Origin of the sequence: Saccharopolyspora antiqui (assembly GCF_052246905.1) — a bacterium.
Taxonomy (GTDB): Bacteria; Actinomycetota; Actinomycetes; order Mycobacteriales; family Pseudonocardiaceae; genus Saccharopolyspora.
The window spans coordinates 31761-56506 of record NZ_JBQQBO010000034.1 but is presented as its reverse complement, the minus strand read 5'-3'; the positions used below and the strand labels follow the sequence as shown (position 1 = coordinate 56506).

Genomic DNA, 24746 nt, shown 5'->3' with positions numbered 1-24746 from the left:
GGTGAGGGGCACCCGTTACCCACTTACTTGGTCACGGGTGCCCCTCACCTCTCACCCGAACGACCTTCAGACCAGCAGGGGTAGCAGGGCGTGGCGGCGGCGGACCACCGCTCCGTAGCGGGAGTCCAGGCGCAGCCAAGCGTCCGTTGCGCTCACCCGGACGATTTCGGACTCCGCCGGTTCGGTGACCAGGAATCCCATGCCCGACAGCACGAACAGGCAGCGCAGCGGAACCTTGACCTGGAACCCGGAACCGCTGACCGTGAAGACCTCCTGGTCCAACAAGGACGCCGGAGGTGTCCCCTTTGGACCCACGTTGTCCTTGGCCACGCCGATGCCGCGCTCCGCGACCTCGCCGACGAGCCTCGCCGGTAGGTCGTCGACCCGCCGCCAGCCGCTGACCGGCGGCAGCTCGGACCGCCACATCAGGTCCCTCGGCGGGCCGGGATCCATCACTTCCGCACCCGCCACGGTCAGCGTCGCCAGCAGCTCGTTGCCGGACACCGCGACATCCGCCGGTTCCACTTCGCCTTCGACCGACCGGGTGCACAGCGCGTCGAACGGCGTCGCCGACCACGCGTCGATCCGTCCCGAGCCCGGCCGGTTGCGCAGCCGCACCAGCGCCTGACCGTCCAGCCGCACCGCGCGGGCGACGAACGCGCCGAGGTCCTCGCGCTCGACCGGATCGGGCATTCGCAGCTCAGGCACGACCGAGCCCCGACTTCGCCTCTTCGAGCTGCCACTCCGCGAGGAAGTCGCGCTCGTCGGCGTTCAACCGCCGCGGCCGCCCGGCCCGCAGGTCGTAGGGCACCATCAGGGTTTCCGCGGTGGCCACCGCTTCCTGCGCGTAGGCGGTGTAGTCGATGATGAACGACGCCGCCTTCAGCTCGCGGACCGACATGTGGACCTGCACCGACCCCGCCGCGTACAGCAGCGGGCTGTGGTAGTCGATCACGACGCGGGCCACCACCATGCCCTCGGCCATGCCGAGCAGGCCCTGCCGTTCCGCCTCGGTGAACAGCAGCTCAGCGCGCGCCTCCTCCAGCAACGTGATCGTCCTGGCGTGGTTGACGTGGCCGAACGCGTCCATGTCGGACCAGCGCAGGGCCACCTCGGCTACGAACGCGCCCACTGGCGAGCTTCCTTTCTGCCGTTCGGGTGGCTCGCGGTCCGCGAGCGACCCGCCATTCACCCGATCATGCCGTCACCGGACCATGCTGCGCAGCTGGCGGGCCGCCACCGACAGCGTGGCCAGGTCCAGTCGGCCGGAGTTCTTGATCTGCTCCAGCGACGAGTTGGCCCGGGCCAGCCGCGACTCGTTGGTCGACTCCCAATGCGCGATCTTCTCCTCCGGGGCGTCCTCCGGGTCGCTGGTCCGCAGGACGTCGATGGTGATCGCGCGCAGCGACGCGTAGAAATCATCCCGCAACGCCAACCGGGCCAGCGAGTGCCACCGGTTTCCGCGCTCCAGCTCGTTGACCGCCAGCAGCATCCGCTCCACGTCGAGGTGCTCGGCGAGCGTGTAGTACAGCTCCGCGCTCTCCCGCGGGCTGCGCTCGGCGGACACCCCGGCGTCGCGTTCCGCGAGCTCGGCGACCTCCCGGATGTCCAGCAGCGCGAAGGAATCCAGCAGCACACCGACCCGCGCCGCCAGTTCCTCCGGAACCCCGGCCGCCACCCAGCGGTCGATCTGCTCGGTAGCCCCCTCAGCCGCCCGGCCGCGCAGCAGCCCGCGGACCGAACCGGACAGCTCGGCGACCACCGGGCGGAAGCGGCTGATCTCGGCGCCGATCGCCAGCGGCTGCGGCCGGTTGGTCAGCATCCAGCGCGCGGCCCGGTCCAGCAGTCGGCGGCTTTCCAGCACCAGCTCATCAGCCACCGAACTCGGCACCGCGCCGCCCAGCGCGTCGATCTGCCGCCACAGGTCGGACAGGTCGTAGACGTTGGTGACCACCGCGAACGCGCGCACCGCGTCGGTCGTCGAGGCGCTGATCTCCTCGGAAAGCCGATAGGCGTAGGAGACGCCCGCACCGTCGACCATCTCGTTGACCAGCAGGGTGGTGATGATCTCCCGACGCAGCGGGTGCGCGGCTACCGCGTCGCCGTAGCGTTCCCGCAGCGGCTTCGGGAAGTACTCCGGGAGCCGACTGCTGAAGGCCTCGGTGTCCGGCAGGCCGCTGCTGAGCACATCGCGCTTCAGCGACAGCTTGACGTGCGCCATCAGGGTCGCCAGCTCCGGCGAGCTGAGCCCTTCACCAGCCTTCTCCCGATCGCGGAACTCCTTCGGCGTCGGCAGCGCCTCCAACTCGCGGTCCAGGCCAGCGGTCTTCTCCAGCGCGGCGACCTGGCGGGCGTGCACCGACATCATCGGGGCCGCGTGCGCCCGCGAGATGCCGAGCACCGCGTTCTGCCGGTGGTTGTCGGCCAGCACCAGCGCGCCGACCTCATCGGTCATGTCCGCGAGCAGTTCGTTGCGCTGCTCACCGGTCAACCGACCGTCGGCGACCAGGTGGTCGAGCAGGATCTTGATGTTGACCTCGTGGTCGGAGCAGTCCACCCCGGCGGAGTTGTCCAGCGCGTCGGTGTTGACCTTGCCTCCCGCGCGGGCGAACTCGATGCGCCCCAACGAGGTCAGGCCCAGGTTGCCGCCCTCGCCAACGACCTTGACGCGCAGTTCCGCGCCGTTGACCCGGACCGAGTCGTTGGCCTTGTCGCCGACGTCGGCGTGCGTCTCGCTGGTGGCCTTGACGTAGGTGCCGATGCCGCCGTTCCACAGCAGATCGACCGGTGCCAGCAGGATCTTCTTGACCAGCTCCGCCGGGGCGAGCTGCCGCACCGATTCTTCGATGCCCAGCGCCTGCCGGATCTGCGGGTTCAGCGGGATGGACTTCAGCGACCGGGACCACACGCCACCACCGGCGCTGATCTTGGTGCGATCGTAGTCGTCCCACGTCGAGCGGGGCAGGTCGAACAGCCTGCGGCGCTCGGCGAAGGACATCGCCGGATCCGGGTCGGGGTCGATGAACACGTGCATGTGGTTGAACGCGGCCACCAGCTTGATGTGCTCGGACAGCAGCATGCCGTTGCCGAAGACGTCCCCGGCCATGTCGCCGACACCGACCACGGTGAAGTCCTGGGTCTGGGTGTCCACGTCCAGTTCGCGGAAGTGCCGCTTGACGCTCTCCCACGCGCCCTTCGCGGTGATGCCCATCGCCTTGTGGTCGTAGCCCACCGAACCACCGGAGGCGAACGCGTCACCGAGCCAGAATCCGTAGGACTTGGCCACGTCGTTGGCGATGTCGGAGAACGTCGCGGTGCCCTTGTCCGCGGCCACCACCAGGTAGGTGTCGTCGCCGTCGTGGCGCACCACGCCGCGCGGCGGGGCCACCGAACCGCCGACGAGGTTGTCGGTCAGGTCCAGCAGCCCGGACATGAACATCCGGTAGCAGGTGACGCCCTCGTCGAGGGCGGCCTTGCGGTCCACCGCCGGGTCACCGGTGGGCGCCGGTGGCCGCTTCACCACGAAGCCGCCCTTCGCGCCGACCGGCACGATCACCGCGTTCTTCACGGCCTGCGCCTTGGCCAGGCCCAGGATCTCGGTGCGGAAGTCCTCCCGCCGGTCCGACCAGCGCAGACCGCCGCGGGCCACCGAACCGAACCGCAGGTGCACGCCCTCCACCCACGGCGAGTACACGAAGATCTCGAACTGCGGGCGCGGCTCCGGCAGCCCCGGGATCTCCCTGGGCTCCAGCTTGAACGCCAGGTAGCTGCGTTCCCGGTCGGGGTCGATGACGAAGAAGTTGGTGCGCAGCGTGGCCCTGATGAGGCTGAGGTAGCTGCGCAGGATGCGGTCCGCGTCCAGGCTGGTGACCTCGTCGATCAGCTTGGTGACCTCGTCGCTGAGATCCGTTTCGCGGGAGACGCGGTCGTCCGCGTCCAACGCCGGGTCGAAGCGGGTTTCGAACAGCTTGACCAGCGCCGTCGTGGTGGTGCGGTGCGCCAGTATGGCGTCCTCGATGTAGTCCTGGCTGTAGGCGACGCCGACCTGCCGCAGGTACTTGGCGTAGGCGCGCAGCACCGCGGCCTGCCGCCAGGTCAGTCCGGCGCGCAGCACCAGCGCGTTGAACCGGTCTACTTCGGCATCGCCGAGCCAGGCGGCCCGGAAGGCATCCTCGAAGCGCTCCCGCAGCGTGTCCAGCCGGTCGGCCTCGGCGCCGTCGAGCAGGCCCGCCTCCAGCCGCAGCCCGAAGTCGTAGAGCCAGTACTGCTGGTCGGTGTCGTCGATCACGACCTGGTAGGGCCGCTCGTCGACGACCTCGACACCCATGCTCTGCAGCACCGGCAGCACCCGCGACAGGGTGACCCGGCCGCAGACGTAGATCTTGAAGCGGCGCTGACCCGCGCTGGCGTCGCGCGGGGTGTAGAACGACATCTTCAGGTCCCGGGAGCCCGTCAGCGACTCCAGCTGCCGGAGGTCCACCAGCCCCTCGCGGGCGCTGAAGTCCTCCTTGTAGGACTCCGGGAAGCTCGCCGCGCAGCGCTGGCCGATCTGGCTGATCGCCTCCGAGAGGCTGCGGGCCGCGTGCCCGTCGACGCCGCCCTCGGACTGCTCGGCGTCGACCTCCTCGATCATCTGGTCGTCCCAGGTGTGGATGGCGTCGCTGAGCCGCCGCTGGATGCGCGGCAGATCCGGCTCCACCTGGTGCGCCGGATCGGTGTGCACCACGAAGTGCACCCGGGCCAGGATGGATTCGCCGACCCGCGTGCTGTATTCCACGCTGGTGCCGCCGAGTTCCTCCAGCAGCACCTCCTGCATCGCCAGCCGCGAACTGGTCGTGTAGCGGTCCCTCGGCAGGTACACCAGGCAGGAGTAGAAGCGGCCGTAGGGGTCGCGGCGCAGGAACGGCTTGAGCTTGCGCCGTTCGGCCAGCGCCAGCACGCCGGTGATGGTGTCCTGCAGCGTGTCCGGGTCGGTGGAGAACAGCTCGGTGCGCGGGTAGTTCTGGATCTCCTCCAGCATTCGCTGACCGGAGTAGGACTCCAGCGGGAATCCGGCGCGGTGGATGACCTCGCGCACCCGGCGCTCGATGAACGGGATGTCGAGCACGTTCTCGTGCAACGCGGTGGTGGTGAACAACCCCAGCAGGCGGTGTTCTCCGTTGGCCTGTCCGACCGCGTCGAATGTCTTGACGCCCACGTAGAACGGGTGCACCGGACGGTGCACTGTGGACGGCGCGCTGGCCTGGGTCAGCACCAGCAGGTCCTTGGACAGCGCGCTGCGGCCATCCGGCGCGGCGGTCAGGCTGCGGGCCGCGACGCTGTCGCTGCGCAGCACGCCCAGCCCGGAAGCCAGCACCGACTGCAGCGCGGGTTCGTCGCCGTCCTCGACCAGTTCGTGGTGCCGGTAGCCGAGGAAGGTGAAGTGACCGTCGGTCAGCCAGCGCAGCAGCTCCGCCGCGTCATGGACGTCTTCACCGGGCAGCGGCAGCGGAGAGCGGTCCAGCTCGTCGGCCAGCGCGCGGACGGTGTTGTGCATCCGCTCGGTGTCCTCGACCACCTCGCGCACGTCGTTGAGCACGTCGATCAGGCCCTGCTTGAGGACGGTCAACCGCTCCTCGTCGACGACCTGGTCCACCTCTACGAACATCCAGCTTTCCGACATCGCGTCGACCGGCGGATCGGCCGGATCCGCACCCGGCAGCACCTCCTGCAACTCGCCGGCAACGTCGCGGCGCACCGCGATGATGGGGTGGATGATGCGCTGCACCTCGGCGCCGTCGCGGCCCAGTTCGGCGATCACCGAATCCACCAGGTAGGGCATGTCGTCAGTGACGATTTGCACGACCGTGGCCGGGCTCTGCCAGCCGTCGTCGGCCCGGTTCGGGTTGAAGATGTGCACCAGCGGGCGCCCGACAACCCGGGTCGCGGCCAGCTGGTGGTGCGACCGCAGCGCCCCGACCAGGTCAACGGGCTCGTCGTCGACGAGCTCCTCGGCGGGCACGTGCCGGTAGTAGGCGCGCAGCAGTTCGGCGAGTTCCGGGGCGAACTCCACCGCTGCGTCGAGCAGTCGACGCTTCGCCAGTTCGGGGTTCTCGGACCGTTCCCCGGCCGCGTCTTCTCCATTGGTCCGCGGTCGTGATCCGGTCTTCAACTGTCCGGGATTCGAGGTCATCTTCAGGCAGCTCCACGCTTGGCGGCACATCTTTGTACCAACAGGTTCCACCTTAAGACTGCCAGTTCCGGCGGTCGGCGGAGGGCGGTAACGCGATCGAACACGTGAAAAGCCGCACAATGATCGATTTCTTTGACGTTTCAGAACCAATGCGCGAACCTGTCCTGCCCAGCAGCGCGGGTAGCGCGGGCTCAGGCGTCGTTGTGCTGCGCCGATTCCCGAAGGCATGGCGTGGGGCCGCCCGGTGAACCAATCCTGGACGGCACCCGAGAACTCGGACGAGGTGGCGTGCGGGGTGACCGGCCGGTTCGGAGGCGGGGGGTCAGAGCAGCGGATCGGCCGTCGCGGAGTCCATCCCCGGGCGACGGTGCCGCGCCGCGAACCCCGCCTCCCCATCGTCCGATGTGGACGCGGTGCGCGAAATGGGGGGATGGCTGGTGATTCCCGGCACCCGCCGGTCGCTGTGCCGACCGGACGGGGCGATCTCCTCGGCTTGGGCCAGATCACGTTTACCCGTCTCGTAGGCCATCAGCGCCTCGGTGAGCAGTTCGGCCAGCCCGATCTTCTCGACCGGCCGCGCATCGTCGGCGGGCAGCTCCACCGGCTGGGGGGCGGCCGGTACCCGGAAATCGGGAACCGGCGCGGCGGGCTCCGGTTCTGGAACCGGGAGGTTCGGTTCGGTCGCCCAGTCCTCCAGGTGGCGGGCGAGCACCTCTGCGGCTGGAGTGGGCGATGCGGCGACTGGTTCCTCCGGTTCGGCGTGCCTGGCGCGGCGCCGCGCGCGCCGAGGCTCGTTCGAGAGCTGCAGGCTGGCGCGGATCTCGGCCAGCGACCGGCCGCGCGATCGGCGCCCGCCTTCGGGCAGCTCCGGCACGCCTGCCGGGTCTTCTGCCGGGGCGGTTTCGCGGCTGCCGTAGGCCGGTTCGTCCGGTAGCGCATCGCCGATCTGGTAGGTGTCCGGCGGTTCGCCGATGGGCTGAGCTGCGGCCGGTGCCGGGCCGGACTGCCGATCTGTTGCCGATCTGATCCCCGGCCAGTCGGCTAAGATCGAATCGAGCTCGTTCGGCGCCGCGAACGTCGGCATGACCGTCGTGGCATCGGCATCCGAGCCCGCATCGGCCGCAGCTGTCGACCGGCGAAGTCTTTCCGCCGCCGCGGCCAGCGCATCCGCACCGGAGTACGCCTCGGCCCGCCGGGGCGCGGACGATTCGGGCCCGGCCGGTACGGGCACCTCCGGAATCGTGCTTTCGGCACGAGAGGGCTGGTCCCAGGACTCCGACGGCCACCAGTCGGCCCGCGCGGCGCTCGGTTCGGCGCCTTCGTCAGCGGGCGATTCCCGGGCTGGCGCATCGTGATCGACGGAGGTGATCCGTCCGACCGGCGCATCCACGGGTTCGGCGGCGGACCGCCGACCCGGCTGCCAGGACTCGACAGGGGATTCGACGGCCGCGGAGCCGAACGGCGCGGTCGTCGAAGGCTCCTCGTCGGGCGCTGCCTGCCGACGGCGCCCCTCGCGCAGCTCGGCGGCCCGGTTGGTGAGCGTTTCCATCAGTCGGCGTGCGGCATCGTGCGCCTCTTCGTACTCCGATCGACGCCTGGACCGCGGCACCTCCGGCTCGGGCGGCTCGGGTTCCGATACCCGGAGCACAGCTTGCTGGGGCTCGGGCCGTTGGGGCTCGAACGCCTGCCGTCCAGGCGTATGGGATTCGGGCGTATGGGGTTCAAGCCGTTGGGGTTCAAGCCGTTCGGGTTCAAGCCGTTCGGGTTCGGGCCGCTGGGCCTCGGACGCGTACGGTTCGGATGCCTGGGGTTCGGGTGACCGCAGTCCGGATGGCTCGGGTTCCGGCGGCACCGGTTCGGGCGGTGCGGGTTCGGACGGTCCGCCTGACCGTCGACGAGGCACTTCGACGTCGTCGGTGAGCACCGGGAACTCCGCCAGCAGCCGCAGCCGCGCGTTGTGCACGGCCGCGCGCCAGCGGCGATCGGCCGAATACGCGCCTCGCAGGGCCCGCAGCGCTTCGGTGAACTCCGCCCCCCGCTCGTGCACCTGGGACAGGGCGTTGAGGGTCTCGGCGAGCAGACCGTCCAGCTTGTGCCGCTCGGAGAGGGCCGCGGTGTCGTTGAGCACCCGCACCGCTGCCCACTGGTTCCCGTCCGGCAGGTGCACTCGGGTGGCCAGCGCGAGCCCTAACCAGCCGACCGGTCCCGCCGCCGCAGCGCGAACCGGCTGCGCCAGCACGGTTTCGGTCGCCTGGGCGGCCTCCTGGCTGCGGCCCAGCTCCAGCAGCGACTGCACCCGCTCCAGCACCAGCCGGGTGTGCATCTCCCCGCTGTCGGTGTCCGGATCGCCGAGCTGCTGGAGCAGCGCCAGCCCGGCGTCGGCCGCCGCGATGGCCTCGCTGAACTCGCCGAGCCTGCGGTGGTGACCCGCGCGCGCGGCGCTGACCCGAGCCTTCAGCAGCCGAACGGTGTCCCGACCGAGCCCGCACACCTCGTACAGCCGCTCCGCCTCGTCGAGCGCCTCGACGCGCTCCCCGTCCTGCCGGTGTGCGGGCAGCGATGCGGCCAGCGCCAACAGCGCGTGGGCCCGCACCGCCGGTTCGATCCGCTCCCGCGCCAGCACCGGACATAGGACCCGGTTCGCGATCTCGGTGCTGCCCGCGCTGCAGGCGCACCAGGCCAATTCGACCCGCAGTTCCGCGACGATGTCGGCGTCGCCCGCCGACTCCGCATCGCGAACTGCCGCAAGCGCCCGGCCGGTGGCCGGGACGCCGCGACCCAACCGGTTCGAGGCGAACACGGCGAGCGCCTCGGCGCGCAGCCGTGCCGCCTGGTCACCGGTGCGCCTGGCGAGCGCAACCGCGCGATCACTGAGCACCAACGCCAACTCCGGCACTCGCCACCGCATCTGCTGTGCGGGTTCGAGCAGTCCTTGCGCGGAGTCGGTGTGCGGTGAACCGGACACGCTCGCCAAGGCGCCTCCGTTCAGCCGCGGGTCAGTTTTCGATGCGTCACGCGGTGCGGGCGGGCCGCTTCCGCACCGAGTCTCTCGATCTTGTTCTGCTCGTAGCCTTCGAAGTTGCCCTCGAACCAGAACCACTTCGCCGGGTCCTCGTCGTCCCCCTCCCACGCGAGGATGTGGGTGGCGACGCGGTCCAGGAACCAGCGGTCGTGGGAGATCACCACGGCGCAGCCGGGGAACTGTTCGAGCGCGTTCTCCAGCGAGCTCAGCGTTTCCACGTCGAGGTCGTTGGTCGGCTCGTCCAGCAGGATCAGGTTGCCGCCCCGCTTGAGCGTCAACGCCAGGTTCAGCCGGTTGCGCTCACCGCCGGAGAGCACGCCGGCCGGCTTCTGCTGGTCCGGCCCCTTGAACCCGAAGGCGCTGACGTACGCGCGCGAGGGCATTTCGACCTGACCGACCTGGATGTAGTCCAGCCCGTCGGAGACGACCTGCCAAACGTTCTTGTCCGGGTCGATGTTCGAGCGATTCTGGTCCACATAGGACAGCTTGACGGTGTCGCCGACCCGGACCGCGCCGGAGTCCGGCTCCTCCAAGCCCACGATGGTCTTGAACAGCGTCGTCTTGCCGACCCCGTTCGGACCGATCACGCCCACGATGCCGTTGCGCGGCAAGGTGAACGACAGCCCGTCGATGAGCAGGTTGTCGCCGAAGCCCTTCTTCAGGTTCTCCACCTCGACCACGACGTTGCCCAGGCGCGGCCCCGGCGGGATCTGGATCTCCTCGAAGTCGAGCTTGCGGGTCTTCTCCGCCTCCGCGGCCATCTCCTCGTAGCGCCCCAGCCGGGAACGCGACTTGGTCTGGCGGGCCTTGGCGTTGGAGCGAACCCAATCCAACTCGTCCTTGAGCCGTTTCTGCAGTTTCGCGTCCCGCTTGCCCTGCACGGCCAGCCGCTCGGCCTTCTTCTCCAGATAGGTCGAGTAGTTGCCCTCGTACGGGAAGGTGCGGCCGCGGTCCAGCTCCAGGATCCAGCCGGCGACGTTGTCCAGGAAGTACCGGTCGTGGGTGACGGCGAGCACGGCGCCCGGATAGGTGGCCAGGTGCTGTTCCAACCACAGCACGCTTTCGGCGTCCAGGTGGTTGGTCGGCTCGTCCAGCAGCAACAGGTCGGGCTTGCTCAACAGCAGCTTGCACAGGGCGACCCGGCGCCGCTCACCACCGGAGAGGGTCTTGACCTCCGCATCCGGTGGCGGACAACGCAGGGCGTCCATCGCCTGCTCCAACTGGGAGTCCAGTTCCCACGCCTCGGCGTGGTCCAAGTCCTCTTGGAGTCTGCCCATCTCCTCTATGAGGTCATCCGAGAAGTCGGTGGCGAGCAACTCGGTGATCTCGTTGAAGCGATTGAGCTTTTGCTTGATCTCCCCGACGCCCTCTTCGACATTGCCGAGGACCGTCTTCTCCTCGTTGAGCTGAGGCTCCTGCTGCTGGATGCCGACGGTGTAGCCCGGCGTGAGGAACGCTTCACCGTTGTTCGGCTGGTCGAGTCCTGCCATGATGCGCAGCACGGTCGATTTGCCAGCCCCGTTCGGACCGACGACGCCGATCTTGGCGCCGGGGTAGAACTGGATGGTCGCGTTGTCGAGGATGACCTTGTCACCATGCGTCTTGCGCACGTTCTTCATGGTGTAAATGAACTCGGCCATGACACGAATCGTAGTTGCGCCCCGTGTCGGACCGCGCACGCGGTCCCCCAGCACCACACCGTCGGCGGCCACTGGCCGCGCAGTGGCACCTATCACCTCCGTCAGGACAACGTTCGGACTGGTCAGCAGGCAAGATCGCGATCAGCCGCCGGGCAGCGCGGCGAACTCGCGGGCGGTGGCCGGACTCGGTGCCGCCAGACCGGACGGGCCCGGCGGGGCGCCGCGCGCAAGGTCCAGCCCGACCGCGTTGGCCTCCAGTTCGACGACGGTGCGCCACTGCCCGCCCGACTCGTAGTCGCGGGTGCGCAATCGCCCGGTCACCACCACCGGATCGCCCTTGCCCAACGCCGTGGCGACCCCTTCGGCCAGCCGCTTCCAACAATTCACCGTGGCGTAGAACCGGTCGCCATCGACCCATTCCCCGGTGGCCCGGTCGACCCGTCGCGACGTGGCCGCCACCCGGAAATTGGCCACCCGGTTTCCACCCGACGTCTCCCGCACGACCGGTTCGGTGATGACATAGCCCACCACGGTCACCTGGGTCTCGAACATCTCTGCCGCTCCTCTCGGTCCTGCGCGGCCGCCCTCCGGCTCGCACCGGTCAAGAGTGCCCGAAGATCGTCACGCAGTGCGACAGATTTATTACGTTGCGTGGACATTCCGGCCGATCGGCCAGCTCAGCTCGGCCGATCGGCCAGCACGACCCTGCCGATCGACCGATTCACCCCTTGCGCGGGGTGTCCTGCTCGGCGAGTTGCTTGAGCATGTTGTTGTAGGCCACCAGATCCGCGTCGCCGTCCGCGTCGGCCTTCCGGTCGATGCGCCGCGCCGCCCGGTGATCCGCGCGCGACCACTGGATCAGCAGCGCCAGCATCACCACGACCAGCGGCACCTCCCCGGAGGCCCACGCCAGCCCGCCGCCGAGCTGCTGGTCGGAGAGCAGGTCGGTGAGCCAGGGCAGGTCGAGGCCGCGGTAGAAGTCCCCGCCGATCGGTTTCTGCGACATCATCAACGCGATCCCGAAGAACGCGTGGAACGGCATGGAGGCGAAGACCAGGCCGACCTTGCCGATCGGCGGCAGCGGGCGCGGCGCCGGATCGATGCCGATCACCGGCCAGTAGAAGACGTAGCCCACCAGCAGGAAGTGCGCGTTCATCGCCAGGTGTGCCCAGTGCTGGGTCAGCGCCACGTCGAACAGGCCGGAGAAGTACAGCGCGTAGAAGGACCCGACGAACAGGGCGAACGCGACGATCGGGTTGGTCAGCACCCGGGTCACCGGTGAATGCAAGAACGCCAGCAACCATTCGCGCGGCCCCGGCGGCTGGCCCTTCCCGGCGGGCTTGAAGACGCGCAGCGCCAGCGCGGCCGGACCGGCCAGCACCAGGAAGACCGGCGCCAACATGGACAGCAGCATGTGCTGGCCCATGTGCGCGCTGAACACCGCGGGCGCGTACTTGCCGATTCCGGACGAGGTGGCCACCAGGATCGTCGCGCAACCGAGCAGCCAGGCCGTGGTCCGACCGATCGGCCAGCGGTCGCCGCGCTGCCGCAGGCGGTGCACGCCCCACAAGTACGAGGCGGCCAGGACCAGCGCGAGAGTGCCGTAGACCAGGTCGAACCGGAAGTCGAACAGCAGCCGGAACAGCGTCGGCGGCGCGTCCAGCGGGTACCCGATCAGCAGCTCCGTCCGGTTCGGCACCGGCGTGTTCCGAGGCGGTGGTGGTGTGCGCCCGAGCGCGACGGCGACGCCGATCGTGGCGAACATGACCAGCACTTCGACCGCGCCCAGCCGCAGCAGCGCGGCGGCCCGACCGGTTCCGTCGTCCAGGCGTCGAACCACGCTGCGGCGCTGGAGGTACCCGAACACCCCGAGTACGACCAGGCCGACGATCTTGAACACCAGCAGCAAGCCGTAGGTCGAGGTGAACAGCTGCCCCGGTGTCACCCGCACCAGCGCGTTGATCACGCCGGACAACGCCATCGCCACCCAGCACACCAAGGCGATCCGCGAGAACCGGTGGGTCACCAGTGGGAGGTGGTCGCCGCGTCGAGCGGCGTGCGCCAGCAGTGCGATCAGGCCACCGACCCACAGGACCGCGCCGAACAGGTGGAAAAGCAGGCTGTTGGTGGCGATGTCGTGCGCGCCGCCGCTGGCGGAGTGGCCGGTGGCGATCACCGGGAACAGCCCGAGCAGCCCCGCCCCGAAGGCCACCACGGTCCAGCCCCAGGACAGCACCACCCGGCAGGCCAACGCCACGACGAAGGCGATCAACGCGGTCAGCGCCCACGCCTTGGCTTCCTCCAACGCGTCCACCAGACCGAAGAGCACGTCCGCGCTGAGCACGTCCGAAACCGGACGTCCGGTGGCGTCGGCGGCGATGAACGGCACCATCAGCGCCGCGCCCACGCACCAGACCGCGGCTGCCCAACCGGCAGTCCGCACCGCGGCGTAACCGTCGGCGGCCAGCGCGCCCGACCGCTTCGCCGGGATCCCGAACGCGGCCAGCAGCAGCGAGCCGATGCACACCACCGCGCCGGTTTCGGCCACCACCCGAACGACCGGCAGCCCGTACTGCGTGATCGGCCCGGGATCCGGCAGGCCGAGCAGGGCGTAGGGGGCACCGGCGGAAAGCGTGGTCAGGGCGGCGGCGATCAGCGCCGCCAGCACCCCGGCGGTGACGACCAGCACGCCCACCGTGCTCGCCGTGCCGCGCCGCCGCGGTGCTGCGTCAGGGGTGGTCTCGGATGGCACAAACCGAGCGTAACCGCCTCGCTCGCAGGCACTCCCCGCACCGCCACGCCAGCGCCGCCGCTCCGGCGTGCGACGGGCACCCGCGCGCTCGATCAACGACTTGTGCCGTATTGCGCAAGCTCGCTCGACCGATCGCAGCGGCAACGCACCGGCTGACGGCCGAGAGCGTGGTCTGCCGTGCGCGTGGACCGCTACGGTTGCGCCGTGACCACTGACCGTCGCTGTGTGCTCGTGCTGCCCATGATGCTGTTGTGCGCGGTGACCGGTTGCGCCGCACGGGTTCCGGGCGAGCCGATCCCGGCGGCGGGATTCCACGAGAACGGGACGCAACCGCGCTCGACGGTCGCGGCGCAGGCGCGCATCCCGGTTCCGCGCAACGCCGACGGCATCGACTCGTGCGGCCTGTTGACACCGGCTGACCTGGCGGTGGTCGGCGGACCGGTTGGGCCGCCGCACCCGGACAACCCGATCGCCGGTGCCTGCGCCCACCTGCTGGCCAGCGGCCAGGAGAACACCGCGGCGGCCGGGTTCTACGACTCGTACGAGATCGCGGCCAGCCGCCAGCCGCGCGGCGTGCCGGTGGACGTCGAGGGGTATTCGACCTGGTTGTACTGCGAGCTCGTCGACACCCACCAGACCTGCACCGCGACGACCGCGATCCGGTCGGACCGCTCGCTGCTGACCATGCTGTCGGTGCAGGACGCCTCGGCGGCCGATACCTCTGACCAGCTGTTCCAGCTCACCACTGCGGCACTGCACAAGCTGCCGCCAGCCTGAACAGGACTAGGCTGGTTGTCGATCAGCTTGCCGTTCGGTACCGGCTCGGCAACGGTGCGGCGTCAGTCCCACACCTGGGTGCCGCTACCGCTACCCTGCTTGTTTGCAGCTCAGTCAAGCTGTCGACCGAACGGCCCCCATAGCTCAGCTGGATAGAGCAAAGGACTTCTAATCCTTAGGTCGCAGGTTCGAGTCCTGCTGGGGGCACAAACCCTGATCGGGGACGTGGCCTGTTGCTGCGACCAAGGTCAGGTGACGATCCGGCCCCGCAACGGGGCGGGCGCGGACATGAACGCCGCCTTCTCCCTGGTTCGGGGAAGGCGGCGTTCATGCGTGATCACCTCCGCATCAATGCGGTGGGATCAGTTGGGCCTGTTCTGGTCCATGCCGGAGTGGTGCTTCTCCTCGTGCTTGTCCTTGTCCTTGTCCTTGTGCTTGTCCTTGTCCTTGACGGACTGGTCCTGCTCGTTTTCGTCCCAGTCGCCGACCTGGTCCTGGTGGAGTTGGTTGACCAGAACCGGTGCGACGACAGCGGTCGGGTGCTTGCCGAACAAGAAGAAGACCGCGGGCGATTCGTTCTTGTTCTCCTGCTCCGCTGCCTGGATCTGATCCTGGTTCTGGGTCTGAGTCGGGGAATCGCCGTTTTCGTCGGCCATCGCGATCGAGGTTGCCCCCAGCATCATCGGGAAGCTGAGAGCAGCGGCAACCATCACACGCTTCGGGGTACGCATCCGAGCGGAACCTTTCTGCAAGAGGGACTTAAATAGCGACGAGAATCTCGTGCCGATTATCCGGAGCGATGAATCGCTTTCGTGCTCACGTTTTTGTCGACCCGATCTCGCGTCGACAACACGATATCCCGGCAGCCAAGACCACCTGCAACACGGAATCCAGCAGCTCACCTCATGCGGTGACACAATTTTCCCGAAAGTCGGACCACTGATCGACGGACTCCAGCATGGGCATGATCAAAACGAACACGACGACACTTCGCCCATTCCGCCAACACGATTGGGAAAATGATCAATTTCCGAAGATCACCATTGTCGAACCGAACACGAAAATAGTTTCGGCGGTTATCGACAAATCAACCTGGCAGTGCCGCGAATCGGCCTTCTTGAAATTCGCCTTCGGTTGCGAGCTCCGTCGGGCCACGACGTGGCCGCGTTGGTCGATGACGACCGTCACCCGGACTGGACCCGGCTCGAACGATGTAGTTAGGTAAGGCGTACTTAACTCATCGTGGGAGTGTGGGATGCGTTTCTCCGGATTGCGGGCGCTGGGCGTGATCATGACGGTCCTGCTGGGGATGGCCCTGGCCGGTTGTGGGGCGCCGGAGCCGGAGCGCGGGACACCGGGCGGTGCGGCGCCCGACGGGCAGTTCCCGGTGACCATCCAGACCGCGTTCGGTGATGTCGCGGTGCCCCACCGGCCGCAGCGGGTGGTCGCGCTCGGGTGGGGCGACGCGGAAGTCGCTTTGACGCTGGGGGTGCAGCCGGTGGGCGCGGCCGACTGGTTGCCGGTGGGCGGTGACGGGGTTCCCGCGTGGCTGCCAGCGGACAAGAGGTACACCGCGCCGCCGGTGATGCTCGGGACCATGGACGTCGACATGGAAAACGTGGCCGCGCTCAACCCGGACCTGATCCTGGACACCCGCGCCAGCGGCGAGCGGGATCGCTACGCGCTGCTGTCCAGGTTGGGTGTGCCGGTGGTGAGCATCCCGCCGGGCGGCGAGCAATATTCGACCACCTGGGAGCAGCAGCTCGACATGATCGGCAAGGCGCTGGGCAAGACCGCCGAGGCCGCCGCGGTCCGCGGGGACGTGGACGCGAAGTTCCGCTCGGCCGCTGCCGCACATCCCGAATTCGCGGGGAAGACGGTGGTGGTCGGGTCCAGGACGGTCGGCTCCTACGGCGCCTACGTAGACGGCGATTCTCGCCTGGACTGCATGCGGCGGCTGGGTTTCGTGCAGTCGCCGCAAGTGCAGGCGCTTGGCGGGTCCGGATTCTCGGTCACCATCTCGCGGGAGCGGATGGATCTGTTCAACTCGGACTTGGTGGTGATCTTCCCGATCGGGCTGGGCGCCGATGAGATCACGCGCGACCCGTTGTTCCAATCGGTGCCCGCGGTCCGCGACGGGCACGCGGTCGTGCTGTCCGACGAGGAGATCTCGCAGGCCTTCTCCAGCGGAACCGCGCTTGGCCTGTCGCACGCGGTGGATCAGGTCGTCCCGCTGATCGCGCAGGCCCTGGCGAAGTGACCCGACGTTCCGTCCCGCGCCGCGAGTCCTATTTGGACTGACCGTGGAGCGGCCTGATCGGCACCAAGCGGCGCCAGGCACCGCGCGTTACGGCATCAGCGAGCAGAGCCGCGCGAACCCGGTTGCGCCGCCATAAGCCCGGCTTATGCCCGCATCGTGAATCAACGCCTACTCGGCGGTGGAACGCGGGGGTTTGATGCTTGTTGTCCCTACGAGGAGGTAGTGAGATGACATCGCCCCCGAGCACCGCGCCGCCGGAACACGCGACATCCGAAGGGAAGTCCCGCTCGATCTGGTCCGCGCGCATCGGTGTCATCCCACTACCGTTCTACGCGCTGCTCGTCGTCGTGCTCGCGGTGCTCGCCTGGCAGGACGACCTGGCGTCGGACATCCCGACGATGGCCGCGCTGCTGGGCGTGTGCAGCTACACCTGCTACGAGATCGGCCGACGCATCCCGGGGTTCCGCTCCATCGGCGGACCGGTCATCCTGGTGACCTTCCTGCCCGCGTTCCTGGTCGCCGCCGGGTGGATTCCCGCCGACCTGGCGAAGCACATCTCGACGTTCTACAAGTCCACCAACTTCCTGTACGTCTTCATCGCCGGGATCATCGTCGGCTCCATCCTCAGCATGAACCGCACCGTGCTGATCAGGGGATTCCTCAAGATCTTCGTCCCGCTGATCGCCGGTTCGCTGGCCGCGCTGGTGGTCGGCTCGCTGGTCGGCTGGGCGATCACCGGCGACCTGCGGCGCACGGTGTTCTTCATCGTGGTGCCGGTGATGGGCGGTGGTCTCGGCGAAGGCGCGATCCCGTTGACGCTCGGATACTCGCAGTCCGGGGCGGGACCGGCGGAAACGCTGCTGGCGCAGGTGCTTCCGGTGGTGCTGCTCGCCAACGTCTGCGCGATCGTGTTCTCCAGCGTGCTGGCCCTGATCGGCCACCGGTACCCGCGAACCACCGGATTCGGCAAGATCCAGCCAGCGGGCGAGGACGAACTCGACCTCACCGACCGCGAGCGCAGCGGATTCGACATCCGGCAGTTGGCCGCCGCCGGATTCATGGCCATCGCGCTGTACCTGCTCGGCGAGGCCACCAACGCGCTGTTCGGCTGGCCCGCGCCGATCGTGATGCTGGTGGCCGCCATCGCCCTGAAGCTGACCCGCTGGCTGCCGCGCAGCCTGGAACACCACTCGGGCCTGGTCTACGACTTCATGTCGACGGCCGTGACCTACCCGCTGCTGTTCGCCATCGGGGTGTCGTCCACGCCGTGGAACGAACTGCTCGAAGCGTTCACCGTCGGCACCGTGGTCACCATCATCGCCACCGTGGTCAGCATGATGGCCACGGCGTTCCTGGTCGGCCGCTGGATCGGCATGTTCCCGGTCGACACGGCGATCGTGGTGGGCACCCACACCGGCCTGGGCGGCACCGGTGACGTGGCCATCCTCAGCGCCACCCGGCGCATGGCCCTGATGCCCTTCGCCCAGATCGCCACGCGCATCGGTGGTGCGGTCACGGTGACCATCGCGCTCATCGTCTTCGCGAACCTGTACTGAGCAAGGAGGAACACGTGCAACCGCTTCGTGGTGTGACCGTGGTGGCGCTCGAACAGGCCATCGCCGCGCCCTACGCCAGTCGTCAGCTCGCCGACCTCGGCGCGCGGGTGATCAAGGTCGAGCGGCCGGGCGTCGGTGATTTCGCGCGCCACTACGACACCCGGGTGGCGGGGCTGAGCTCGCACTTCGTGTGGGTCAACCGCAGCAAGCAATCCCTGGCCCTGGACGTCAAGGACCCGCGCGGGATGGCCGCACTGCGTCAGCTGCTGCGCACCGCGGACGTGTTCATCCAGAACCTCGCGCCAGGCGCGGCGGCCCGCATGGGACTCGGCGCCGAGGAGTTGCAGGCCGACAATCCCGGTTTGATCGTCTGCGACATCTCCGGCTACGGCCAAGGCGGTCCGTACGAGTCGATGAAGGCCTACGACCTGATGGTGCAGAGCGAGGCGGGTCTGCTGTCGGTCACCGGATCCGGGGACGACATGGCCAAGGTCGGCATCTCGGTCTCCGACATCGCCGCCGGGATGTACGCCTACAGCTCGATCCTCGCGGCACTGCTGGAACGCGCGAACACCGGCAAGGGCGCGCACATCGACGTCTCGATGCTGGAGGCCACCGTCGAATGGATGGGCTTCCCGCTCTACTACTCCTACCGCGGCGCCGAGCCGCCACCCCGAGCCGGTGCCGCGCACGCGACGATCTACCCGTACGGTCCGTTCACCGCGGGCGACGACAAGGTCATCATGATGAGCATCCAGAACGAGCGGGAATGGCGCGCTTTCTGCGATGAATTCCTCGGCCAACCCGAACTCGCCGACCACCCCGACTACGCCGGGAACGCCAACCGCAACGCCAACCGCGAGAAGCTGGGGCGGATCATCGCCGACCGCTTCGCAACCCTGACCGGCGACGAGGCGACCGCGCTGCTGACCGCCGTCCCGATCGCCTGCGCGCACGTCAACACCCTTGCCGACGTGTGGAAACACCCGCAGCTGGCAGCCCGCGGCAGATGGCACGAGGTGCAGACCCCGGCCGGTCCGATACCCGCGCTGGCACCGCCGGGTCCGACCAGCCCCGAGCCGCGGATGGATCCGATCCCCGACATCGGCGAGCACACCAGGAAGATCCTCGCCGAACTCGGGTTCTCGGAGTCCGAAGTGGACCAGCTGAGCCAGGACGGGGTGGTGTGATGCGGACCGCCGTCACCTGGCTCTTCGTACCCGGGTCACGTCCCGACCGGTTCGCCAAGGCCATCGCGGCGGGCGCGGACGTCGTCATCGTCGACCTGGAGGACGCCGTGCCAGCGGCTGCCAAAGCAGCGGCACGGGAGAATCTGCGCGCTGCGTGGCCGATCGGGCCGAAGGTCGCGGTGCGCATCAATGCGCCCGGCACCGCGGAATTCGACGACGATGTCGCGCTCTGCCGGGAAATCGGCCCGGCCGCGGTCGTCCTGCCGAAGACCGAGAGCGCGGCGGACGTGACGGCGGCGGCCGAGGGCACCGGTTGCCAGGTGCTCGGTCTCATCGAATCGGCGCGCGGATTCGTCAACCTCGGCGAGATCTGCGCTGCAGCGGGGCTGGTCAGGCTGATGTTCGGCAGCATCGACCTCGCGCTGGACCTCGGCGTCACCGCCGACGCGGCGCTGGACACCTCGCGCAGCGACCTGGTGCGGTGGTCCGCGGCCAGCGGACTGCCCGCACCGGTCGACGGCGTCACGCCGTCGATCAACGACACCGAGACCATCGACCGCGAAACGCGCCGCGCCAAGGAGTGGGGCTTCGGCGGAAAGCTGTGCATCCATCCCGCGCAGCTACCGGTCGTTCGGGGCGCGATGCGGCCCGGCGACGCGGAACTCAGGTGGGCGCGGCGAGTGGTCGAAGCGGCCGAGCAAGCGCACGGAGCTGCGGTTTCGGTGGACGGTGCGATGATTGACCGGCCCGTGGTCGAACGCGCCCGACGCCTGCTGCGGGCAGCGGACTAGCCCTGGCGGAACGGAGTCGACGTGGACATCGCCCACCTGCGCGACTTCATCACCGTCGTCGACTCCGGCAGCCTGACCCGCGCCGCCGCCCAGCTCTACATCTCGCAACCCGCCCTCAGCCAACGCATCGCCCACCTGGAAGGCGAACTCGGGGTCCGGCTGCTCGAACGCGGTCCCCGCGGCGTCACCCCCACCGCGGCCGGACGCGCCCTCTACCGCGACGCGCAACAGCTCGTGCGGCAGTTCGACCGGATCGCGGGCGATGTGCTCAGCGGTGACCGCATCCACGGCCCGGTCGCCGTCGGCCTGCCGACCACCGTGTCCGTGCGGTTGGCTCCGGCGCTGTTCTCCTGGACGAAGGTGCACCACCCCGGCATCCACCTCCAGCTCTTCGAGTCGATGAGCGGCTACATCCAGGAATTGCTCACCCTCGGCCGCCTCGACCTGGCCGTGCTGTACCGGGACGACGAAACCGCCCGCCCTACCGAGACGCTGCTGTACTCGGAGGATCTTTTCCTCATCGGCCAACCGAAACCACCCGCCGTAGACGCGGACCGGATCGGGTTGGTGGACCTGCAGAACACGCCGCTGGTCGTGCCGGGTGGGCGCAGCAACCTGCGGGCACTCATCGACCGCGCCTTCGCCGCGCAGGGCTTGGTGCCGTCGATCGTCGCGGACGTGGACTCGCTGGGCGCGATGATCCGCATCGCGGCCAGCGGCGAGGCGTGCACGATCCTGCCCCTGTCGAGCGTCGCGGACCAGGAGGACCATCGCGTGCTCGGGGTGCGCCGAATCCACCACCCGGTGATCGAGCGGAGCGTGGCGGTGTGCAACACCGTCGAGTACTACCAGTCCCGGGACGCGGTCGCGGCCGTGCAGCAGGGCATCGTGGCGGTGACGAGGCAGATGGCCGAAGACGGCGACTGGCCGGGAATCCGGCTGGTCTGAGCACCTGCGCTGACCTCGCGGTCGGCCGACGTGTCAAGAACGACAGGAGCGAAGGCATTTCCCGGCGCGGTTCTGGCAATCTGTTCGGGTGCTGGAGATCGCGGACAAGCTGGGCTCGGTGCTGTCGGCCCTGATCGGACTGATCGGGTTGGTGCTGACCGCCTACGGCCTGCGGCTGCAACGCCGCGCGGCGTCTCCGTCGACACCCGCTCCGCCATTTCCTGCTCCCCCTGCATCAGCTCCGCCTACACCTGATCTCCCGCCACCTGCTCCGCCGGTAGTGCCGCATCCGGAACCGCCGCCAGAACCGGAGCCCGAGCGGTTGGAAGTCCCGCACCGCGCGGACTGGGTGCCCTCTCCGGAGCACCTTCCAGCCGGTCCCACATGGGGATCCGACGGCTACGAAGGTCAGCCAGCAGGCCAGCAGCCAGCCCCTTGGCCCGTGCCGCCTCTCCAGCAACAACCGGATGCATGGGCCGAAGAACCGCTGCGGCCTCGGCGCTGGACACTGGTCGTCGGACTGATCCTCCTTGGCGTAGCGGTGGCGCTGGGAGCCGTCACCTGGCTCCTGTAACGCACCAATCCCTCCGGCAGACGTGCGCAGCGGCGAAGTCGAGCAGGCTCGCGGCATGCGTGACTTCGCTGGCCTGCGGCGCCATCGAGCACGCCAATCGCCACGTCACCGACCAACGCCGACACCCGACGAGCACAATCCGCCTCTGAGCGCCTGCCTCGATCGCACGTGTCGGAGTGGGTGGTGGTGTTGCCGATTTCGCGCGAAATCGGCGCTTCCCGTGAGGAGCAGGTGGCGATTTAGCGCCAAATAGCCACCGGTCCAGCCCCGCGTGACCGCCTCGATGCCAAGGACCGATTCGCGTCGGCTCGCCCAGTCGGTGGCGGGCATGGGTCCTGCTAGTCGCCGAGGGACTTGGAGAAGGCGCGATCGCGGCGGAGGCGCAGGAGGAGGAACGCGGCGCCACCGACGACGACCACGATGCCGATCCCGCCGACGATCCACACCCACCGCGGTGTCATGTGCCCGGACACCGCGACAATCTCGCCTTCGCCCGGCACGGCGGTGATGTTGCGCGGGGCGAGGATCTGGTCGTCAGCGCCGAGCAGTTCGTTGTGCTGGCGGAAGTCGTCCAAGCCCGCGCTGTAGCGGTTGCCCTCGGAGTCGACCAACTCGCTGGCGCCGTCGGGTTTGCGCGCCACCCACAACGTCATCAGCTCAAGCTGCCCGCTCCCGTGCTTGACCAGGATGTCGCGTTCGTAGACCTCCGCAGCGGGTCCGGCGAAGTCCTCCACCGCCTTGCTGACCGCTCCGTCCAGCTCACAACCGATCCTGGCTCCTTCGAGGCCGTCGCCGCACGAGTAGGCGGCCAACATCTCGGCCAGGACCTGGCTCGGGGAGCCCTCGGCGGCGAACTGGGCAAGCCGATCCTCGCTCGTCGCCCCGCGGAACACGTCCCCCTCGACGTCGGTCGACTCCATGTACTCCCGGAACAGTTCCGACACGCTGGTCGACGACGAACCACACCCAGTCAAAACAACCGCGACAGCCACGCCCACCAGGCACCATATCCACCCGCGCCGGGCACCGGTGGACGCCGTGCGAGAGCCCCCATCTGACGGAACGGGAGAACCAACCCGGCGTCGGCCGGGCGGGGTATAAGCGACACCGAGCACGAACGTCCTCCTCTTGCAGGTCGCCGCCAACGAAAACCGAATCGCCAGGTGAGTATCCCGCCTCGATCCGGGACCCCTCCCTGTTTTGGCCAATAAACCCCCAGCTGTTGTGCGGGCGCAGCTGCTGAGCGCTTGCTCCGCGGGTCCTGCCCGGTCAGATCACTGCGCCGGAACGCAAAGCCCCATACCCAGATAGCGCTGGGCGCCAAGCAGGACCGGTCCCGCCACCGGGTCTGGGAACTCCAACCTCGCATGGGTGAATGGCCGTGGCGTCCGCTCCCGGCGCGCGAGGTCGCCGCGGCCCAGGTGCGCGCCTCCGGAGACCAACGGATCGCGGGAGATCGTCACCGCGGCCGGACCAGGCAGTCCCTTGTGCACGCATGCGCGTCGGATTTCCACCTCTTCCTTGCCGGTCCCCGAGAACCTGTCGAGCACCATCGGAGTCACCGTCGCCCAACACCTGGACGGCCTGGTCCACCACTGCGGGTTCAGCGGTCCGCTGCCTTCGCCGCGCCGCAGAGGAAGGCGAACACCCGCCAGGTGGAGTTCGAAAGAATCCCCGAGCGCTGCGGTGACCTTGTCGACGAGATCCGGCCGCTCGACAGGGAACAGCAAGCCGACACCGAGCACCTCGGTGCGTGCCTCCGGATGCCCGGCATCGAGCAGCGGCAGGTAGGCCAGGTGCGGGCGGTTGTCCGCGCTATGCCCGCTGACCTCCGGAGGCAGCGGATTCGGCACTCTGCTCATGACGGCCTTCCGCAAGCACGCTGCCAAGGCACCGGACTGGCGGCCTGCCACGCGGACACCGGGCGGGAGACCGAACGTCAACATCGTGGTCGGCGCCTGCACCAACATCCTGGTCACTCCGAACGAATAGCGGTCGATGGCTGCGCGGGACGAACCCGCATGGGGATGAACGCGTCGGTCGGCTGGTCGAAGTGCATCAGGTAGGTGTGTCGGTAGAAGGCACACCTGTACTGCACCAACTGCCAGCCCACCGCGAAAGCGACGGTCTTCGGCATCTGGGCGATCACGACCAGTTCGGTATCCGGGTGTTGTTTTTTGATCCCGGCCAACTGGCCTGCGACCAGCCGAGCGCACCGCTCCAGGTCTGCCCCCTTCAGGTGCGGTTCGTCCTCGCCCGTCAACACATCTTCGGATTCGCTGATGGTGTACAAGGTCCGGACCCCGAGCTCGCGGAAACGCTCGAATCTGCGGTGGTGGACGAGCTGCGCTGTCTTCGTCAATCCGATGTGCACCCCGATGCGCTTGCCCAGCGCACCTTCGACGGTCTCGGTACGTGCGGTCAGCGTCGGAATGTCCGCCTCCGCCACGTACTCCAGGTTGAACTCCTCGGCCGATTTACCTGTCCGGGTAGGGAGTTCCACGAGCCGGAAATCGTGCGTGCGCGCCGGGAGGTAGCCGCCAACTGCCATCGCGATGGGCCACAGCATGACGGGTGCGACGGAATGCCTACCGTCATCGTGTGTCGTGCTGACGAGGTTCTGCAGCTGCGCGCCGACCTCATGGCACTGCTCTTGCAGGTCGATGACCCCATCGACGGTGTTGGTGTCGAAGTCGATCCACCTGTGCACCACGCGTATCGACATGTGCCGCTTCGCCGCGATGGCACGGGAATTACCGCCTTGCTCCTGCGTTCGGTCCCGCATCCCCTCGTCGAGGACCTGCACGCTGAACAGCGTCCCCGAGGTCTGGCGAACCCCGTAGCGCAGCCACACCGCGAAGCCGACCACGATCAATGCGACGACCAGGACGGCAACGCGCATCAGCACCACCCGCGCGTTCAGGTCCGTCTTCGGGAGCAGGTCTTCCAGGAACAGCGACAGCATCGCGGTGGACACCGCACCGAAGATGACCGCTACCAGCGAGACCACTCGGACGCGTTTCGAGACGTTGCCGCGAGTCAAAACCGAGAAGATCCGCATGCC

At 68.6% G+C, this 24746-nt stretch carries 17 protein-coding genes and 1 tRNA gene; 7 read left to right on the top strand and 11 right to left on the bottom strand.

Annotated features, from left to right (window positions below; translation table 11 throughout):
- Positions 1 to 66: 66 nt before the first annotated feature.
- From ACTWQN_RS34555 to ACTWQN_RS34525, 7 genes are all read right to left on the bottom strand, one after another.
- Positions 67 to 708 (bottom strand): DUF8010 domain-containing protein, encoded by a 642-nt coding sequence (locus ACTWQN_RS34555; RefSeq protein ID WP_443207865.1) that lies wholly within the window; start codon positions 706 to 708, stop codon positions 67 to 69.
- Complete coding sequence (locus tag ACTWQN_RS34550) at positions 701 to 1132, bottom strand: acyl-CoA thioesterase (protein ID WP_443207864.1); 432 nt, start codon at positions 1130 to 1132, stop codon at positions 701 to 703. The genes ACTWQN_RS34555 and ACTWQN_RS34550 overlap by 8 nt, the downstream gene beginning before the upstream one ends.
- 72 nt (positions 1133 to 1204) lie before the next feature.
- Positions 1205 to 6172, bottom strand: a complete 4968-nt coding sequence (locus ACTWQN_RS34545) for an NAD-glutamate dehydrogenase (protein ID WP_443207863.1) — start codon at positions 6170 to 6172, stop codon at positions 1205 to 1207.
- Between the two features lie 322 nt (positions 6173 to 6494).
- Positions 6495 to 9146 carry a hypothetical protein gene (locus tag ACTWQN_RS34540; RefSeq protein WP_443207862.1) on the bottom strand — a complete coding sequence of 884 codons (2652 nt, stop codon included), beginning with the start codon at positions 9144 to 9146 and terminating at the stop codon, positions 6495 to 6497.
- Between the two features lie 11 nt (positions 9147 to 9157).
- Positions 9158 to 10834, bottom strand: a complete 1677-nt coding sequence (ettA, locus tag ACTWQN_RS34535) for an energy-dependent translational throttle protein EttA (protein ID WP_443207861.1) — start codon at positions 10832 to 10834, stop codon at positions 9158 to 9160.
- A gap of 141 nt (positions 10835 to 10975) precedes the next feature.
- Positions 10976 to 11386, bottom strand: coding sequence for a single-stranded DNA-binding protein (ssb, locus tag ACTWQN_RS34530; protein ID WP_443207860.1), 411 nt, complete (start codon positions 11384 to 11386; stop codon positions 10976 to 10978).
- Positions 11387 to 11555: 169 nt separating this feature from the next.
- Complete coding sequence (locus ACTWQN_RS34525; protein ID WP_443207859.1) at positions 11556 to 13586, bottom strand: bifunctional copper resistance protein CopD/cytochrome c oxidase assembly protein; 2031 nt, start codon at positions 13584 to 13586, stop codon at positions 11556 to 11558.
- Positions 13587 to 13790: 204 nt separating this feature from the next.
- Here ACTWQN_RS34525 and ACTWQN_RS34520 point away from each other — a divergent pair, with 204 nt between their 5' ends.
- Both ACTWQN_RS34520 and ACTWQN_RS34515 read left to right on the top strand, forming a co-directional pair.
- Entirely contained in the window at positions 13791 to 14363 is a 573-nt protein-coding gene (locus ACTWQN_RS34520) for a DUF3558 family protein (protein ID WP_443207858.1), read from the top strand.
- Between the two features lie 133 nt (positions 14364 to 14496).
- Positions 14497 to 14570 (top strand) — tRNA-Arg (locus tag ACTWQN_RS34515).
- A gap of 155 nt (positions 14571 to 14725) precedes the next feature.
- Here ACTWQN_RS34515 and ACTWQN_RS34510 read toward each other — a convergent pair.
- A complete protein-coding gene (locus ACTWQN_RS34510; RefSeq protein WP_443207857.1) occupies positions 14726 to 15094 on the bottom strand; it encodes a hypothetical protein in 369 nt (122 codons plus the stop codon).
- Between the two features lie 524 nt (positions 15095 to 15618).
- Here ACTWQN_RS34510 and ACTWQN_RS34505 point away from each other — a divergent pair.
- From ACTWQN_RS34505 to ACTWQN_RS34485, 5 genes are all read left to right on the top strand, one after another.
- Positions 15619 to 16623: an iron-siderophore ABC transporter substrate-binding protein gene (locus tag ACTWQN_RS34505; protein ID WP_443207856.1), complete on the top strand. Its 1005-nt coding sequence runs from the start codon at positions 15619 to 15621 to the stop codon at positions 16621 to 16623.
- 227 nt (positions 16624 to 16850) lie between these two features.
- Positions 16851 to 18179: a 2-hydroxycarboxylate transporter family protein gene (locus ACTWQN_RS34500; protein WP_443207855.1), complete on the top strand. Its 1329-nt coding sequence runs from the start codon at positions 16851 to 16853 to the stop codon at positions 18177 to 18179.
- Positions 18180 to 18193: 14 nt separating this feature from the next.
- Positions 18194 to 19369, top strand: a complete 1176-nt coding sequence (locus tag ACTWQN_RS34495) for a CaiB/BaiF CoA transferase family protein (RefSeq protein WP_443207854.1) — start codon at positions 18194 to 18196, stop codon at positions 19367 to 19369.
- Positions 19369 to 20160 (top strand): HpcH/HpaI aldolase/citrate lyase family protein, encoded by a 792-nt coding sequence (locus ACTWQN_RS34490; protein ID WP_443207853.1) that lies wholly within the window; start codon positions 19369 to 19371, stop codon positions 20158 to 20160. The genes ACTWQN_RS34495 and ACTWQN_RS34490 overlap by 1 nt, the downstream gene beginning before the upstream one ends.
- 21 nt (positions 20161 to 20181) lie before the next feature.
- Positions 20182 to 21108 (top strand): LysR substrate-binding domain-containing protein, encoded by a 927-nt coding sequence (locus ACTWQN_RS34485; RefSeq protein WP_443207852.1) that lies wholly within the window; start codon positions 20182 to 20184, stop codon positions 21106 to 21108.
- Positions 21109 to 22020: 912 nt separating this feature from the next.
- Here the strand turns inward: ACTWQN_RS34485 and ACTWQN_RS34480 are convergent.
- From ACTWQN_RS34480 to ACTWQN_RS34470, 3 genes are all read right to left on the bottom strand, one after another.
- Positions 22021 to 22626, bottom strand: a complete 606-nt coding sequence (locus ACTWQN_RS34480) for a hypothetical protein (protein ID WP_443207851.1) — start codon at positions 22624 to 22626, stop codon at positions 22021 to 22023.
- Positions 22627 to 22956: 330 nt separating this feature from the next.
- The gene (gene csb2, locus ACTWQN_RS34475) at positions 22957 to 23652 is read right to left on the bottom strand and encodes a type I-G CRISPR-associated protein Csb2 (protein ID WP_443207885.1); all 696 of its coding nucleotides are present in this window, start codon (positions 23650 to 23652) and stop codon (positions 22957 to 22959) included.
- Positions 23653 to 23657: 5 nt separating this feature from the next.
- Positions 23658 to 24743: a hypothetical protein gene (locus ACTWQN_RS34470; RefSeq protein ID WP_443207850.1), complete on the bottom strand. Its 1086-nt coding sequence runs from the start codon at positions 24741 to 24743 to the stop codon at positions 23658 to 23660.
- Between the last annotated feature and the right edge of the window lie 3 nt (positions 24744 to 24746).